At 71.7% G+C, this 16,149-nt stretch carries 15 protein-coding genes and 1 pseudogene; 12 read left to right on the top strand and 4 right to left on the bottom strand.

Going from position 1 to position 16,149, the window contains the following annotated elements; translation table 11 throughout:
* Positions 1-82 precede the first annotated feature (82 nt).
* The 4 genes and pseudogenes from IE318_RS46455 to IE318_RS01840 form a co-directional block, all read left to right on the top strand.
* A pseudogene (locus tag IE318_RS46455) lies at positions 83-391 on the top strand (polymorphic toxin-type HINT domain-containing protein); the annotation flags it as partial.
* 389 nt (positions 392-780) lie between these two features.
* A complete protein-coding gene (locus tag IE318_RS01850; RefSeq protein ID WP_189895705.1) occupies positions 781-1,353 on the top strand; it encodes a suppressor of fused domain protein in 573 nt (190 codons plus the stop codon).
* A 111-nt stretch (positions 1,354-1,464) separates the two neighbouring features.
* Entirely contained in the window at positions 1,465-1,977 is a 513-nt protein-coding gene (locus IE318_RS01845) for a hypothetical protein (protein WP_189895704.1), read from the top strand.
* Between the two features lie 210 nt (positions 1,978-2,187).
* Complete coding sequence (locus tag IE318_RS01840; RefSeq protein WP_189895703.1) at positions 2,188-2,982, top strand: hypothetical protein; 795 nt, start codon at positions 2,188-2,190, stop codon at positions 2,980-2,982.
* Between the two features lie 35 nt (positions 2,983-3,017).
* On the opposite strand, the gene IE318_RS01835 is transcribed toward IE318_RS01840, so the two are convergent.
* Positions 3,018-4,217 carry an RNA-guided endonuclease InsQ/TnpB family protein gene (locus IE318_RS01835; RefSeq protein WP_189895702.1) on the bottom strand — a complete coding sequence of 400 codons (1,200 nt, stop codon included), beginning with the start codon at positions 4,215-4,217 and terminating at the stop codon, positions 3,018-3,020.
* Positions 4,218-4,608: 391 nt separating this feature from the next.
* Here IE318_RS01835 and glmS point away from each other — a divergent pair, with 391 nt between their 5' ends.
* Positions 4,609-6,456, top strand: a complete 1,848-nt coding sequence (gene glmS / locus IE318_RS01830; RefSeq protein WP_030173962.1) for a glutamine--fructose-6-phosphate transaminase (isomerizing) — start codon at positions 4,609-4,611, stop codon at positions 6,454-6,456.
* Between the two features lie 21 nt (positions 6,457-6,477).
* On the opposite strand, the gene IE318_RS01825 is transcribed toward glmS, so the two are convergent.
* A complete protein-coding gene (locus IE318_RS01825) occupies positions 6,478-7,020 on the bottom strand; it encodes an MOSC domain-containing protein (protein ID WP_189895701.1) in 543 nt (180 codons plus the stop codon).
* 70 nt (positions 7,021-7,090) lie between these two features.
* On the opposite strand from IE318_RS01825, the gene IE318_RS01820 reads away from it, so the two are divergent.
* Positions 7,091-7,462: a holo-ACP synthase gene (locus IE318_RS01820; protein ID WP_030173970.1), complete on the top strand. Its 372-nt coding sequence runs from the start codon at positions 7,091-7,093 to the stop codon at positions 7,460-7,462.
* Positions 7,463-7,469: 7 nt separating this feature from the next.
* On the opposite strand, the gene IE318_RS01815 is transcribed toward IE318_RS01820, so the two are convergent.
* Positions 7,470-9,242, bottom strand: coding sequence for a PP2C family protein-serine/threonine phosphatase (locus tag IE318_RS01815; protein WP_189895700.1), 1,773 nt, complete (start codon positions 9,240-9,242; stop codon positions 7,470-7,472).
* Positions 9,243-9,350: 108 nt separating this feature from the next.
* On the opposite strand from IE318_RS01815, the gene IE318_RS01810 reads away from it, so the two are divergent.
* From IE318_RS01810 to IE318_RS01790, 5 genes are all read left to right on the top strand, one after another.
* Entirely contained in the window at positions 9,351-10,811 is a 1,461-nt protein-coding gene (locus tag IE318_RS01810) for an NAD(P)H-hydrate dehydratase (protein ID WP_189895699.1), read from the top strand.
* 392 nt (positions 10,812-11,203) lie between these two features.
* Positions 11,204-12,415, top strand: a complete 1,212-nt coding sequence (gene alr / locus IE318_RS01805) for an alanine racemase (protein ID WP_189895698.1) — start codon at positions 11,204-11,206, stop codon at positions 12,413-12,415.
* A gap of 224 nt (positions 12,416-12,639) precedes the next feature.
* Entirely contained in the window at positions 12,640-13,872 is a 1,233-nt protein-coding gene (locus IE318_RS01800; RefSeq protein WP_189895697.1) for an alpha/beta fold hydrolase, read from the top strand.
* Entirely contained in the window at positions 13,838-14,359 is a 522-nt protein-coding gene (tsaE, locus tag IE318_RS01795; protein ID WP_030173987.1) for a tRNA (adenosine(37)-N6)-threonylcarbamoyltransferase complex ATPase subunit type 1 TsaE, read from the top strand. The genes IE318_RS01800 and tsaE overlap by 35 nt, the downstream gene beginning before the upstream one ends.
* A 130-nt stretch (positions 14,360-14,489) precedes the next feature.
* On the top strand, positions 14,490-14,705 hold the full coding sequence (locus IE318_RS01790; protein WP_030173989.1) for a hypothetical protein: 216 nt from the start codon (positions 14,490-14,492) through the stop codon (positions 14,703-14,705).
* A 50-nt stretch (positions 14,706-14,755) separates the two neighbouring features.
* Here the strand turns inward: IE318_RS01790 and IE318_RS01785 are convergent, their stop codons facing one another.
* Positions 14,756-15,322 (bottom strand): hypothetical protein, encoded by a 567-nt coding sequence (locus IE318_RS01785; RefSeq protein WP_030173990.1) that lies wholly within the window; start codon positions 15,320-15,322, stop codon positions 14,756-14,758.
* Positions 15,323-15,448: 126 nt separating this feature from the next.
* Between IE318_RS01785 and tsaB the strand changes: the two genes are divergently transcribed.
* The gene (gene tsaB, locus IE318_RS01780; protein ID WP_030173991.1) at positions 15,449-16,102 is read left to right on the top strand and encodes a tRNA (adenosine(37)-N6)-threonylcarbamoyltransferase complex dimerization subunit type 1 TsaB; all 654 of its coding nucleotides are present in this window, start codon (positions 15,449-15,451) and stop codon (positions 16,100-16,102) included.
* Positions 16,103-16,149 lie beyond the last annotated feature (47 nt).

Below are 16,149 nucleotides of genomic sequence, written 5' to 3'. Positions count from 1 at the left end.
GGAGAGATCACAGTCCATTGTTAACGGAGTTCGAACGCGGTGGGGGGTGGGGTGTGTCACGCCCCCCACCGCGTGACCGCCAGGCGAAGGCGTCAAGCACCTAGTCAAGGTCACCATCGACACCGACGGCGACAAGGGCACCAAGACGGCGACGGTCACCGCGACCGACGGCCATCCCATCTGGGTCCAGTCCCTGCACGCCTGGGTCAAGGCCACCGACCTCAAGCCGGGCGAATGGCTCCGCACCAGTGCCGGCACGTACGTCCAGATCACGGCGATCGAACGGTGGACGGCCCAGAAGGCCACGGTTCACAACCTGACCGTCAGCGATCTGCACACGTATTACGTGGTGGCGGGTTTCACCTCGATTCTCGCCCACAACTGTGACGTGGCCAGGTTCGAAGTGGATTCCAGCGGTGTCGCGGCTGACCTGGAGAACCCGGTCACGGCAACTGAGGCATACAATCGTGCCAGGCATTATGGTGGCACCCAGACGAATGGCCCTGTTGGACGTGCGGCGCGAGCGGAGAGTGAAGGGCGGCCGTGCCCGGACTGCGGCACGACGATGGAGACAGGAACCGACCACGCACCTGCTCCCGAGCATGATCCGCCGCTGGTTCTGCACTACTATCGCGGCGGAGGTTCAGAGATGACGAACGCCGAGCGAAGAGCCTATGCGCGGAACGACGGAATCAATGGGGCGACATGTCAAGCATGTCAGCGATCACAGGGGGCTGAAATGGCGAAGGTCTCGAAAGCCATTAAGAGGAATTTGGGACTGTGATCGACGTAAGTGAGCGATTGTGGGCTCTTGAACGGCACGTTCGGATCTTCTGGCACGGGCATATTGTGGAACCTGCCACTTGGCATCGTGGGCCGATCCTGGAGCGAGTTCCGCATTTTGCGACCTATCGCGTTCTCCCTCAGCGTGCCGGTGAGGCTTGGGTCTACGTGACGGTGGGCTCATCGATCACTGAATCATCGATCGGCGGAATCGAATTTTTCGTCATGTCTCCTATGGCTTCCGAGGTTCACTCGGAGACGCTGGCGATGGTGAGTCACTATCATTCTTTCGAGGCACACCGATTGAACATCGGGTCAGTCATTGATATCGGCCGTCCTTGGATGCCGAATTCAAGCATGGATCATCTTCTAGTGAGCCTGCCTTATCCCTACGGGCCTGAACTTGAATGGGCCTCGCGGGAAGCTGGGAGTGCTCGATTCTTGTGGTTGTTGCCGATCTATCGGAGTGAGGGAGAATTCATTAAGCGTGAAACGCTTGATGAATTTGAATCCAGATTGGATGCTGGAGCTGTGAATGTGTTGGACCCCAACAGAAGTCCGATTGTCTGAGAAGCGTACCGACCAGACGGGGCATGGGCAGCGGGGAGTGCAGATCCGCCTGCGGTAGTGCGCGTCAGTTTGGGGCAAGCCCCAAGTCGGGGCGTGTACGGGAGGGGCGTCATGAGCGGTACCGAGTCGGTCGGCAGCACATGGAAGCTGAGCGACCAGGAGGGCGGGGTGCTTGCAGGGCGGTGGTGGAAGTGGGCTCTTGCGGCACCGGACGACCTCTGTCCGGTGCGTGACACAACAGGCGAAAACGCCGCCTGGAACCAGCCTGCCGACCTCTGGTTCCTCGCTGGGACCTACGGCGGTCGCGTGGTGCGGCGCTGCGTTGTGCCCTCGGATAGACCTCTCTTCTTCCCTGTGCTCAACATGCAGCACACCAGGTTCCACTCGAAGGTTCCTCTGTTTTTGACGGTTGCACGGGCCACAGCATCGCTCAACGGTGTCCCTCTGCCCTTGCAGGAGTTTGCGGCACCGTTCCGGACGAAGCTGATCCGCCGGTTCGCCTGGGGCATCTGGGGCGGCGTCGTGCCGCTGACGCCCGGCCAGTACGTACTGGAGATCAAAGCCGAGTCCACAAGCGGCTTCTGGGTCGACACGACATACCACTTGGACGCGAAGGCGTTCTGAGGGGCAGCGCCGGTCGAGCGCCTGCTGGCACTGGCCTGGGGGTTGTGAAGCGACGCTCGCTGGATACCCGACGACTCCACACATCACGTCGGAATCACGGTCAAGTACCGGATGGTGACCGGAGATCATCTGTGCCACCGCTGTGCGTAAAGTGTGCGCAAAGTGTTGCGGAGACCTTCCGCGATCTTGTAGAGAAAAGAGCTTCCTTTCGTGAGAACCACCGTGGTGCGCCGGACGGCCCTCGTCGCGTCCGCCGCCGCTCTCGCCCTGTTCGCCACTGCCTGTGGCGGTTCCTCCGATGGCGGGGACAAGGGTTCCGACGGCAAGACGGCCCAGGCCGACAAGACGGCCTCCGCCGCGCCCGCCGCCGCGAAGCCGCTGACCGCCGCCGAGCTGGAGAAAGCCGCGCTGACGCAGGCGGACGTCAAGAGCGGGAAGGTCGTCGAGAAGGTTCCTGCGTCGGACAACGTCGTGCAGGAGAAGGTGACGACAGACAAGGCAGCTTGCGCGCCGCTCGCCTACCTCCAGGCCGGTTCCTACGTCGGCAAGCCGTCGGCCACTGCGAAGCGGGAGTGGAGGGGCGCCCCGAAGAGGCCCGCCGCAGGCGCCAGCGACGAGGAGAAGCTGTACGCCGGCATGGACGCGCCGCAGGTGCTGGTGACGCTGGCCTCCTACGAGAACGGTGGCGCCGAGCAGGCGATGAAGGACATCGACGCGGCGGTGACGGCGTGTGCCGACGGCTTCTCCTTCGCCGTGGGCGGCGAGAAGACCAAGAACCTGAAGGTGACAAAGACCGACACGCCGCAGGGTGCCGACCAGGCGTTCGCCCTGACCACGTTGGTGGAGTTCGAGGAGGGCGTCAAGGCCCCGGTAAAGGGCGTTGTCGTCCGTAAGGGTGCCACCCTCGCCTACTTCCCCGCCGTCAACATCGGTGCGGCGGCCGCCGGCAAGGACTTCCCTTTCCCCACCGACATCGTCGACGCGCAGCTCGCCAAGCTCAATTGACTGCTCCCCTCCCTGACGGGGAGGGGATTCCTGGCTCAGGCAGCCTCTTGGAGCAGCGCTCCGGGAGGTCTTGCGCCCTCGACACCAGCCGGGTCCAGACCTGCCCGGAGGAGCATCACGCGCGCGGAGTTCTTGTCCCTGGGGGATACGGCTCCGCACGCGGTGCAGGTGTAGGTGCGTTCGGACAGCGGCAGTACGTGCTTGGTTCTCGCACCGCACCGTGCGCAGTCCATCGTGGTGTGCGCGGGATGCACCAGGCGGACGTCCCGCGCGTGTTTGCGGCCCATCTCGATCAGCGCCTGCTTGGTGGCGCCGATCGCGGCATCCGCCGCCTTGCGCGCCATCGACGTCCTGGCCAGGAACCTGGGCCGGAAGTCCTCCACCGCGATCACGTCATGGTCGCGCACCACCTTCTTCGCCCACTTGCGGGCCGTATCCTGACGTTGCCGGGCGATCTTCTGATACGTCTTCGCCCGCCACTTCTTCGCCTCCCGGTAGCCCTTGGATGCGGGTTGCCCCTTCTTCGGTTTGCGGCGGGCCATCATCCGGTCGTAGCGGCACAGCCTCTCCTTGGCCTTGCGGCCGTACTCGGGGTGGGGCAGGTCGTGGGCGTCGCTGGTGGTGGTCGCTGTCTCCTTCACTCCCCAGTCCACACCGAGGACCCGGCCGGTCGCTGGGAGCGGCTGGAGCTGGGCGGGCACGACGAACGAGGCGTACCAGGCGCCGAGGCGGTCGCGGTAGACCCGTACCGAGGAGGGTTCGGCAGGCAGCGGCCTGGACCACACCACGGTCAGGACGATCCCGCCCGCCAGATGCAGACGCCCGTCCTTGAGGCGGAAGCCGCGCCGGGTGTAGTTCAGCGTCGGCCGCGCCCGGTGCTTCTTCCTGTGCCGGGGCATGCCCGCCCGTCGCCTGGCAGGCAGTCGGTCCTTGATGTCCTTCAGCGCTTTCGCGCGGGCGGCGGCGAAGTCGCGGACGGTCTGCTGCTGCGGCACCGAGGAACCAGCGGCCAGCCACGGTGTCACCGCGCGGGCCTGGGTCAGCATCTTGTCCAGCCGAGCCGGACCGCACGCCTCCCCGTCGGCGTGGGCCTTCTTCGAGCGGGCCACGGACTCGTTCCACACCCACCGGCAGCGGGCCCACTCCGCCTCAAGATCGGCCCGGGCACCCGACGACACCCGCAACCGGTACGTGTACCGGACGCGCCCGGCCCCCTCGGCCTCCCGCACCGCCACCCTTCTGCCCCCTGGCCTTGATCAGCCGACATCGACCAAACGACCATACGTACGGTCCCCGCACACCCGCACGTCTCTTCCCCAGCGATCACCCTCACCGGTGAATGAAGGCACGCGCGTTCGCGCGGCTCCGCTATGCGCCGTCGAGGCGCTCCGCGCTTCCGGGGCACGGCGCGGTGACGCTCCGCGGCGCCGACGCGGGACGCGATTCTTTACCGGTGCGAATGCCGGGGCCTCCTCGCAAGAGACCAGGTGACGTGATATCGACAAACTGAAGTGATGCGGCGTCGACCGTCATTCCCACCGGAGGCGTTCGTACCCCGGTGGGAATTTCCGATTTCGGGCACGGAGAGGCGGGTTTCGGCGGCTGATGGGCCGTAGGCTGCGGCCCATGTGCGGAATCGTGGGATACGTGGGGTCGCAGTCGGCGCTCGAGGTCGTGATGGCCGGGCTGAAGCGGCTGGAGTACCGGGGTTACGACTCGGCCGGTGTCGCCGTGCTCGCGGACGGCGGGCTGGCGGCGGCGAAGCGGGCCGGGAAGCTGGTCAACCTGGAGAAGGAGCTGGTCGAACGGCCGCTGCCGACCGGCTCGACGGGCATCGGTCACACCCGGTGGGCCACCCACGGTGCCCCCACGGACGCCAACGCCCACCCGCATCTCGACAACGCCGGACGCGTCGCCGTCGTCCACAACGGCATCATCGAGAACTTCGCGTCCCTGCGGGCGGAGCTCCAGGAGCGCGGCCACGAGCTCTCCTCCGAGACCGACACCGAGGTCGTCGCCCACCTGCTCGCCGAGGAGTTCTCCGCGACCGCCGACCTCGCCGAGGCCATGCGGCTGGTGTGCCGGCGGCTGGAGGGCGCGTTCACCCTGGTCGCGGTGCACGCCGACGCGCCCGACGTGGTCGTCGGCGCCCGCCGCAACTCGCCGCTGGTGGTGGGGGTCGGCGAGGGCGAGGCCTTCCTCGCCTCGGACGTCGCGGCGTTCATCGCCCACACCCGCTCCGCGATCGAGCTGGGCCAGGACCAGGTGGTGGAGCTGCGCCGGGACGGCGTCACCGTCACCGGCTTCGACGGGCAGCCCGCCGAGGTCCGTTCCTACAACGTCGACTGGGACGCGGCGGCCGCCGAGAAGGGCGGCTACGACTACTTCATGCTCAAGGAGATCGCCGAGCAGCCCAAGGCGGTCGCCGACACGCTGCTGGGCCGCATCGACGGCGCCGGGAACCTGACGCTGGACGAGGTGCGCATCTCCGCCTCCGAACTGCGCGAGATGGACAAGGTCGTCATCGTCGCCTGCGGTACGGCCTTCCACGCGGGCCTGATCGCCAAGTACGCCATCGAGCACTGGACCCGCATCCCCTGCGAGGTGGAGCTGGCCAGCGAGTTCCGCTACCGGGACCCGATCCTGGACGCGCAGACGCTGGTGATCGCCATCTCCCAGTCGGGCGAGACGATGGACACCCTGATGGCGCTGCGGCACGCCCGCGAGCAGGGCTCGAAGGTGCTGGCCATCTGCAACACCAACGGCTCGACGATCCCGCGCGAGTCGGACGCGGTGCTGTACACGCACGCGGGCCCGGAGGTCGCGGTCGCCTCCACCAAGGCGTTCCTGACCCAGCTGGTGGCGTGCTACCTGGTGGCGCTGTACCTGGGCCAGGTGCGCGGCACCAAGTGGGGCGACGAGATCCGGGCCGTGATCCGCGACCTGTCGCAGATCGGCGGCGCGGTCGAGCGGGTCCTGGAGACGATGGAGCCGGTGCGGGAACTGGCCCGCTCCCTCGCCGACAAGAACACGGTGCTGTTCCTGGGCCGGCACGTCGGGTATCCGGTCGCTCTCGAAGGCGCCCTGAAGCTCAAGGAGTTGGCGTACATGCACGCCGAGGGCTTCGCGGCGGGCGAGCTGAAGCACGGGCCGATCGCCCTCATCGACCAGGACCTGCCGGTGGTCGTGGTGGTGCCGTCGCCGCGCGGCCGCTCCGTGCTGCACGACAAGATCGTCTCCAACATCCAGGAGATCCGGGCCCGGGGCGCCCGGACGATCGTGATCGCGGAGGAGGGCGACGAGGCCGTCGTCCCGTACGCGGACCATCTGATCCGCATCCCGGTGACCCCGACCCTCCTCCAGCCCCTGGTCGCCACGGTCCCCTTGCAGGTCTTCGCCTGCGAACTGGCCACGGCCCGCGGCAACGAGGTCGACCAGCCCCGCAACCTCGCGAAGTCGGTCACGGTGGAGTGAGTGCGGCGGCAGCCGGAGGGATCAGACCCGGTCCAGCGGCCGGTGCGGCCCCTCCGGCAGCTCCGCCTCGATCGCGTCGCCGGGGCGCACCACGCCGCCCTCTCGGACGACGCTCATGATCCCGGCCTTGCGCACGACGTTCCCGGCCGCATCGCGGCCGACGACCTGCTTCAGCAGCCCGCCTTGGAAGCCGTCGATCTGCGCGCAGGGGTTGCGCAGCCCGGTCACCTCCAGCACCGCTTCGTCGCCGATGTGCAGCAGGGTGCCGACGGGCAGGCCGAGCAGGTCGATGCCGCGGGTGGTGATGTTCTCGCCCAGCTGACCGGGAGTCACCTGGTACCCGGCTCCCGCGACCTCGGCGAAGAGCTCCTCGTGAATGAGGTGGACCTGGCGCAGGTTCGGCTGGGTGGGGTCCTGCGCGACACGCGAGCGGTGCTTGACCGTCACGCCGGCGTGGACGTCCCCCTCGACACCGAGGCCGGCGAGCAGCGTGATGCTGTCCCGGTTCGGCTTGGTGAACGAGTACTCGGCGTTGCTGCTGACCGCGGTCACTGTCGCGCCCATGACCTCGAATCCCCCTCTTCGACAGGTGATACCACTGGGCACCTTACGCCGCGGCCGTAGGGTGCTTCGCATGAGCATCATCGGGGTCGGAATCGACGTCGCCGAGATCGACCGGTTCGCGGAGTCGCTGGAGCGGACGCCCAACCTGGCCAAGCGGCTGTTCGTGGCGGACGAGCTGCTGCTGCCGAGCGGGGAGCGCCGGGGCATGGCCTCGCTGGCCGCGCGGTTCGCCGCGAAGGAGGCGGTCGCCAAGGCCCTCGGCGCGCCGGCCGGGCTGCTGTGGACGGACGCGGAGGTGTACGTCGAGGACAGCGGGCGTCCGCGGCTGAGGGTGAAGGGCTCCGTCGCGGCCCGCGCGGCGGAACTCGGGGTGCGGGCGTGGCACATCTCGCTGAGCCATGACGCCGGGGTGGCCTCGGCCGTGGTGATCGCGGAGGGGTGACGGGACGTCACCAGCCGCCGATGTCGCCGTCCGTGACGCGGATGGCGAGCACCGTGGCGTCGTCCTCCGGGCGGGGGCCGGTGAGCTGGTGGACCAGGGCCTGCACATAGGCGTCCAGTGCCTGGTCGCCCGGTGGGATACCGCCCCGGGCGCAGCTGTCGGCGGCCTGGAGCAGGCGGGAGCAGTCCTGGTCGAGGTCCGAGCCACGGCGCTCGATCAGGCCGTCCGAGTAGAGCAGGACCACGTCACCGGGGTAGAGGAGGATCTCGGCCGCCGCGTACTTCTCGCCGGGCAGGACGCCCAGGGGCGGACCCGGTCCGCCCTGCGGCGGGTCGAGCAGGCGGGCCCGGCGCTCGCGCAGCAGGATGGGCAGCGGGTGACCGGCACACGTCCAGCGCAGCAGGCCCTGGTCGGGGTGGTAGCGGCCGATGACGGCCGTGGCGGTGGACTCCTGGCCGTCGTCGCAGGCGACCATGTTCAGCCAGCCGGTCAGCGCCTCCACCAGTTCACCGGTGAACGCGAGCCCCGCCAGCGCCGACCGCAGCTTCGCCATCAGCGTGACGGCGTCGAGTCCGTGGCCGCGGGCGTCGCCGAGCGCGATCAGTACCTGTCCGCTCGGCAGGACGCGGGCCTTGTACCAGTCGCCTCCCACACGGGCCGCGCGCGCCTCGGGACGGTAGACGGCAGCCGCCTCGATGCCGTGCCGGGCCAGTTCGGCCGGGAACCGGGGGAGGACCGCGTCCCGCAGCCGCTCGGCCACCTCGGCGATCGCGTCCGCCCGCTGGCGCTGTGCACGGGCCTCGCGCACCGCCTGTTCGGCCCGGGCGCGGCTGTACCGGTCGTCGGTCACGTCGTGGAGCACCGCGCGCACGGTCCACACCGGCCCGTGCTCCGGGCGCACCGGTTCGGCCACGAAGCGGACGATCCGCTCGGAGGGCCGGACCAGATGCAGGTCGCACTCGGCGACGCGCTTGCGCAGCAGGACGTCGTAGATCACCTCGTACAGCGGCACCAGGCTGACCGGCGCCACCATGCGGGCCAGGCCGAGCAGGTCGGGCACGGGCTGCGAGGCGGACAGGCCGAGTACGTCGCGCAGCGCCGACGACGGTTCCACGGTCCCGTCACCGAGGTTCCACTCGGCCCAGCACACCCGCACCAGCCGTTGCGCGGCCTGCGCCGTCCGGGTCTCCTGCTCGCCTTCCCAGGTCAGCAGCAGCAGACCGTGGCAGGGGGTCGCGCGCACCTCGCTGCTCATGCGCACCACCCGCCCGTCGGGGCCGGACAGCGACCACTCGGCCATCTCGGGCCCCTGCGTCCGTCCGGTCCGCAGGGCCTCGGCGAGCAGACGGGGTATCGGCGTGTCCGCCATGTTCGGGAAGCGTTCGAACAACGGGACGCTCCCGGACCACGGCGGCAGTGTTCCGGCCGGGATGTCCCGGGCGGAGCGCTCCAGCGTGGCGGCGTTCTGCCCGACGTAGCAGAAGTCCCTCACCTCGCCCCGCTCGTCGAACACGGGAAGGACCACCATGACGGCGATCGGCAACGCGTCCAGCAGGTCGGGGGCCGGGGGCACCGGTGGGAGGCCGGGCGGTGGGGGGCCGCAAGGGCCGTCGGGCGGCTCGCGCACGGGGACGGAGTGCTCGGCGGCGTACCGGGCGATCTCGCCCCGCTGCTCGGCCAGCAGCTTCTCCAACGCCTCGAGCCGACCGCCGGTGACGCTGTTGCGGGTGCCGGTGCTGTCACCGATTCCGTCGCCGACGCCGACCGGTTCGTCCACCATGTGCGGTGACCTCCTCCTTCCGACCTTTCGCTTTCATGTGGTTTCGTCAGGATTTCTCCTGCCGGGTTCCCGTGCGATGTCGGGCGCATGCGGGGCAGACTCGACCGCATGCGTACCGCGTACAGCGTCGAGACGGTCAGGACAGCCGAGCGCGCGCTCATGGCGCGGCTCCCGGACGGCGCCCTCATGCAGCGTGCCGCCGCCGGGCTCGCCGCCGCCTCGGCGGACCTGCTCGGGGGCGTCTACGGCCGCCGGGTGGTCCTCCTCGTCGGCAGCGGCGACAACGGGGGCGACGCCCTGTACGCCGGGACCCGGCTGGCCCGCCGCGGCGCCGGGGTCACCGCCGTGCTGCTCGCCCCCGACCGCACCCACCCGGGAGGTCTCGCGGCGCTGCGTCGCGCGGGCGGCACGCTCGCCCGGCCGGACGCGGCCGACCGGCTGATCGACCGGGCCGACCTCGTGATCGACGGGATCGTCGGCATCGGCGGCAAGGGCGGCCTGCGCCCCGACGCCGTACCGCTGGCCGAGCGCGCGGCGCGCTCCGGGGCCGTCGTCGTCGCCGTGGACCTGCCCAGCGGGGTGGAGGCGGACAGCGGCGAGGTGCGGGGCGCCGCGGTCCGCGCCGACCTGACCGTCACCTTCGGCACCCACAAGCCCGGACTGCTCGTCGACCCGGCCCGCGAGTACGCCGGCACGGTCCGCCTCGTCGACATCGGCCTGGGCCCCGAGCTGCCCGCCGAACCGGAACTGGAGGCGCTCCAGCACGCGGACGTCGCCGCCCTGCTGCCCCGGCCGGCCGTCGAGAGCGACAAGTACCGGCGGGGCGTCGTCGGCATCGCGGCCGGCTCGGCCCGCTACCCCGGTGCGGCCGTGCTCGCGGTGTCCGGCGCGCTGCGCGGCGGCGCGGGGGCCGTACGGTACGTCGGACCCGCCGGGCACGCGGTGATCGCCCGTTTCCCCGAGACCCTGGTGTCCGACCAGGGGCCGCACAAGGCGGGCCGGGTGCAGGCCTGGGTGGTGGGGCCGGGCGCGGGGGACGACGTGGCGACCGTCTCGGAGGTGCTGGACGCGGACGTCCCCGTCCTGCTGGACGCGGACGGCCTGCGCCTCGCCGACCGGGAGGCCGTACGGGCCCGTACCGCGCCGACCCTGATGACCCCGCACGCGGGCGAGGCCGCCGCGCTGCTCGGTGTGGCGCGGGAGCAGGTGGAGGCGGCCCGGCTGGCCGCCGCCCGGGAACTCGCCGCCCGCTACCGCGCGACCGTCCTGCTCAAGGGCTCGACCACGCTGATCGTCGACCCGGACGGCGGTCCGGCGCGGGTCAACCCGACCGGCACCCCGTGGCTCGCCACGGCCGGCAGCGGCGACGTCCTGTCCGGGCTCGGCGGGTCCCTGCTCGCGGCCGGCCTGTCCGCCCGCGACGCGGGCAGCGTGGCGGCCTATCTGCACGGCCTGGCCGGCCGCCTGGCCGCCAAGGGCGCGCCGATCGGCGCCCACGACGTGTCCGACGCCGTTCCCCGGGCCTGGCGCGACGTGCGACGGACGCGACCGGACGCAGGGGGGCGGTAGGAGCCGGTGCGAGGGGGCCGCCGGGCCGGGGCGGCGGGCTGACGATGCGTGTGGTCGGGGGTGTCGGGGTTCGGTGGTCCGGGGGTGTCCGGGTCCGGGGGGTCGTCTGAGGGTGTCGGTGGCCCGGGGGTCCGGGGCGGGTGCTCTGCCCGGGGTCCGGGGCGGCTGGTCTGAGGGTGTCGGTGGGCCGGTGAGCCTGCGGTCTGAGGAGGCCGGCGGCCGGAGGGAGCCTGCGGTCGCAGAGAGCCTGCGGCCGGAGGGAGTCGACGGGCTGAATGGGGCGGCGGTCTGATGGGTTGTCGCCTCGAGGTCGTCGCGGGGGCGCCCTCTTCCGGTCCCGGCCGGTGAACGGTGCTGTGGGGCCGTCCGGGGCCTCTGAGACACTGGGCGCGATGAACGAGACAGCACACCCGCGGACGGCACCGCTGCGCGCCCGCGCAGAGATCGACCTGGCCGCTGTGCGCGCCAACGTCCGGGCGCTGCGCGAGCGGGCGCCCGGCGCGGCCCTGATGGCCGTGGTCAAGTCCGACGCCTACGGCCACGGCGCGGTGCCGTGCGCACGTGCCGCCGTCTCCGCCGGGGCGACCTGGCTCGGCACCGCCACGCCCGAGGAGGCCCTGGCGCTGCGCGCGGCCGGACTGTCACCCGACGGGGTGAGGATCATGTGCTGGCTGTGGACGCCCGGCGGGCCGTGGCGGGAGGCCGTCGAGGCGGACGTGGACGTGTCCGTGAGCGGGATGTGGGCCCTCGCGGAGGTCCGCGAGGCGGCCCGGGCCGCCGGCCGGCCCGCCCGCGTGCACCTGAAGGCCGACACCGGGCTCGGGCGCAACGGCTGCCAGCCCGCCGACTGGCCCGAACTCGTCGCCGAGGCCCTGCGCGCCGAGGCCGACGGGCTCGTCCGCATCGCCGGGCTCTGGTCCCACTTCGCCTGTGCCGACGAGCCGGGCCACCCCTCCATCGCCGCCCAGCTCGACCGCTTCCGCGAGATGGTCGCGCACGCCGAGCGGCAGGGCGCGCGCCCCGAGGTGCGGCACATGGCCAACTCGCCCGCCACGCTCACCCTGCCCGAGGCCCACTTCGACCTCGTCCGCACCGGGATCGCCCTGTACGGCATCTCGCCCAGCCCGGAACTCGGCTCCCCGGCCGACTTCGGGCTGCGCCCGGTGATGACCCTGTCCGCCTCGCTGGCCCTGGTGAAGCACGCGCCGGGAGGGCACGGCATCAGCTACGGCCACCACTACGTCACCCCGGGGGAGACCACCCTCGGGCTCGTGCCCGTCGGCTACGCGGACGGCATCCCGCGCCACGCCTCCGGCACCGGGCCGGTCCTGGTCGGCGGCAAGTGGCGTACGGTGGCGGGCCGGGTCGCCATGGACCAGTTCGTGGTCGACCTGGGCGGCGACGAACCCGAGGTCGGAACGGAGGCCGTGCTCTTCGGCCCCGGCGACCGTGGCGAGCCCACCGCCGAGGACTGGGCGCAGGCCGCCGGCACGATCGCATACGAGATCGTCACACGCATCGGAACGCGCGTTCCCCGCGTCTATGTGAACGAGGAAGAAGAACCGGAGCGGGGGCGGGAAGCGGGAGCGGAGCGCGACGCGTAGCGCGGACGGCCCGCGCGGGAACGGGGCGAGGCGGCGATCCGGCCGCACCGCGTCCCCGAACGCCAGTACGGTACAGACCGTGACCGTCACGAGATCGGTACGGCACCGGACGGCATGAGGCATCAGCACGGCGCAAGACACCAGCACGGCGCAAGACACCAGCACGGCGCAAGGCACCAGCACGGCGCAAGGCGTCGGCACGGCAGCACGAGGAGGAGCGGTACGTGAGCGAGAGCAGTGCGGTGGCCGCCGCCTCCGCCGCGATGACGTCCGGCGGCTGGCGCCGGGCCACCGGCATAGCGGGCGCCGCGCTGGGCGTGCTGGCGGCGGGCGCGGCCGCCACCGTCGCCATCGAGCGGATGACCGTCGGCCGCGACATGCGCAGGAGGGCCCGGCTGGCCCTGGACTCGGCCGGCCCCTACGGAACCCTGCGCGGCACCTCGGGCAGGGCGTACGCCGACGACGGCACCGAGCTCTACTACGAGGTCGACGACGTCGACCCCGAGACCGCCGTGGACCTCGGCCCGCGCCGCCGGCGGCTCTTCGGGCGCCGGACACCCGCACCCGTCACGGTCGTCTTCAGCCACGGCTACTGCCTCAGCCAGGACTCCTGGCACTTCCAGCGCGCGGCGCTGCGCGGCGTCGTACGGACCGTGCACTGGGACCAGCGCAGCCACGGCCGGTCCGGGCGGGGAGTGGGCCAGATACGCGACGGCGTGCCGCTGACCATCGACCAGCTGGGCCGGGACCTGAAGGCCGTGATCGACGCCGCCGCACCCGAGGGGCCGATCGTGCTGGTCGGACACTCCATGGGCGGTATGACCGTGATGGCCCTGGCCGCCCAGTACCCCGAGTTGATCCGGGAGCGGGTCGTCGCCACCGCCTTCGTGGGGACGTCCTCGGGACGGCTCGGCGAGGTGAACTTCGGGCTTCCCGTCGCCGGCGTCAACGCGGTCCGGCGGGTGCTGCCGGGCGTGCTGAAGGCGCTCGGGCAGCGCGCCGAGCTGGTGGAGAAGGGGCGCCGGGCCACCGCCGACCTGTTCGCCGGGATCATCAAGCGGTACTCCTTCGCCGGGCGGGACATCGACCCGGCGGTCGCCCGGTTCGCCGAGCGGATGATCGAGAGCACGCCGATCGACGTGGTCGCCGAGTTCTACCCGGCCTTCACCGACCACGACAAGACGGAGGCGCTCGGCCTCTTCACGGACCTGCCGGTGCTCGTCCTGGCCGGAGTGGACGACCTGGTCACGCCCAGCGGGCACAGCGAGGCGATCGCCGATCTGCTGCCCGAGGCGGAGCTGGTGCTGGTCCCGGACGCCGGGCACCTGGTGATGCTGGAGCACCCGGAGGTCGTCACCGACCGGCTCGCCGACCTGCTCACCCGCGTCGGCGCGGTCCCGGCAGGCGTTACCGTGGGTGGCTATGGAAGCACCAGCAGCACCGCACAGCCCGGCTGACCCCCAGCCCGTCGAGATCACCGTCACCTCTCCCGAGCAGATGCGGGAGCTGGGCCGCCGTCTCGCCAAGCTGCTGCGCGCCGGTGACCTCGTGATGCTCAGCGGGGAGCTGGGCGCGGGCAAGACCACGCTGACCCGGGGACTCGGCGAGGGCCTCGACGTACGCGGCGCCGTCACCTCCCCGACCTTCGTGATCGCCCGCGTGCACCCGTCCCTCGGCGACGGCCCGCCCCTCGTGCATGTCGACGCCTACCGGCTGTCCGGCGGGCTCGACGAGATGGAGGACCTGGACCTCGACGTCTCGCTGCCGGACTCCGTGATCGTCGTGGAGTGGGGCGAGGGGAAGGTCGAGGAGCTGACCGACGAGCGGTTGCAGGTCCTGATCCACCGGGCCGTCGGAGACACCACCGACGAGGTGCGCCATGTGACGGTGACCGGCATCGGCGACCGGTGGGAGGCCGTGGACCTGGACGTCCTGACCGCCTGAGCACCCGGTGTGCGGGCTCCGGCCAGGCCGCCGGCACGCCTTGCGCCGCGCGCCGGGACGTGGTCACATGGTGCCCAGCTCGAAGTTAGGTCTACCTAACCTCGCCCGCCCCCGAGCCCAGGAGGCGACCATGACGACCGCCCAGCCCACCGAGCCGAACGAGCCGCCCACCGACCGCCGACCCGGCCCGCACGTGGTCGCGGCGGTGCCCATGGCCGACCTCCTGGCCTCCTGCGCGGCAGCGGCCGCCGTCTCCCGGCCACCACAGCCCCCGGCCCCCGCGGACACCCGCCCGGCCGCCCACCCGGCCCCCCGCGCCGGGAAACGGCGCCGGCGAGCGGCGTAGCCCTGTCAGGGCGGCAGCGAGCGGCGTAGGCCCTGCCGGACGGCGTAGCCCTATCGGATGACGACGACCTTCTGGCCGATCGTCGCGAACATCCACATGGCCTCACCGTCCGCGCGGGACTCGCGGATGCCGCCGGTTTTCACCGAGGTGTCGGGGGTGGGGGCGGAGCCCGAGCCCGAGGGCACCGCTGCGCTGAAGCCGATCACCACACCGTTGACGGTGGTGAAGCGCACGACGTGTTCGACCGGGATGCCGTCCGTGCCGGTGACCGCCTTCGAGCGCGAGGTGACCGCGTAGGTGCCCGGGAGCGGGTCGACGCTGCCCGGGCTGACCGTGAACGTGTTCTCCACCCGGCCGCTCGCACTGACCAGCCACACCCGGTCGTCGTCCACCGAGTACACCACCCGCTCCCCCGTGCCCGAGCCGGCGGGCAGTGCGGCCGGGTGCCGTTGGTCGCGGGGCGCCTTCGTGGGGGCCGGCGTGGGGGAGGCCGTGGCGCCGTGCGCGCCCTTCAGGCTCGGGGGCACGCTCGCCTGCGCCTGGTAGGCGAGGAAGCCGACCGTGGCGACGGCAGCCGCGGTGAGCCCGGCCACGAATCCCGAGCTGCTCCTTGCCACGGTCGTCCACCTCTGCGCCAGTCGCTGTACCCGTGCCGCCGCACGGCACGCTCGCGACGGTAGCAGCCGCGGCGCCGCCGACCCCGGACGGCCGTGCCGACCCCGCCGGAGCCGTAGGCTGTTTGCGTGCTCTTGCTCGCTCTGGATACCGCCACCCCCGCCGTCACCGTCGCCCTGCACGACGGCACGGCCGTCATCGCCTCGTCCAGCCAGGTCGACGCACGCCGGCACGGAGAGCTGCTGCTGCCGGCCGTCGACCGGGTCCTCGCCGAGGCCGGCCTGGGACTGGACGCCGTCACGGGCATCGTGGTCGGCATCGGCCCCGGCCCCTACACGGGGCTGCGCGTCGGCCTGATGACCGCCGACACCCTCGGGCTCGCGCTCGGCGTCCCCGTGCACGGCGTGTGCACGCTCGACGGCCTCGCCTACGCCGCCGACGTCCCCGGCCCCTTCGTCGTGGCCACCGACGCCCGCCGCAAGGAGGTGTACTGGGCGCGCTACGCCGACTCCCGCACCCGTCTGACCGACCCGGCCGTCGACCGGCCCGCCGACATCGCCGACGAGGTCAAGGGGCTGCCCGCGGTCGGCGCGGGCGCGCTGCTCTACCCGGACACCTTCCCGCAGGTGCACGAGCCCGAGCACGTGTCGGCCGCCGCCCTGGCCCGCCTGGCCGCCGAGCGGCTGGCCGCCGGCGAGGAGCTGCCCGCGCCCCGGCCGCTGTATCTGCGCCGGCCGGACGCCCAGGTGCCCAAGAACTACAAGGTGGTCACCCCGAAGTGACGGGTCAGACGACGACCGGGAACGGGACCGCGGCCTGCGTCCTGCGG

This window comes from Streptomyces spiralis (genome assembly GCF_014654675.1).
GTDB classification, from domain to species: domain Bacteria; phylum Actinomycetota; class Actinomycetes; order Streptomycetales; family Streptomycetaceae; genus Streptomyces; species Streptomyces spiralis.
This window is presented reverse-complemented; position numbering and strand designations above follow the sequence as displayed.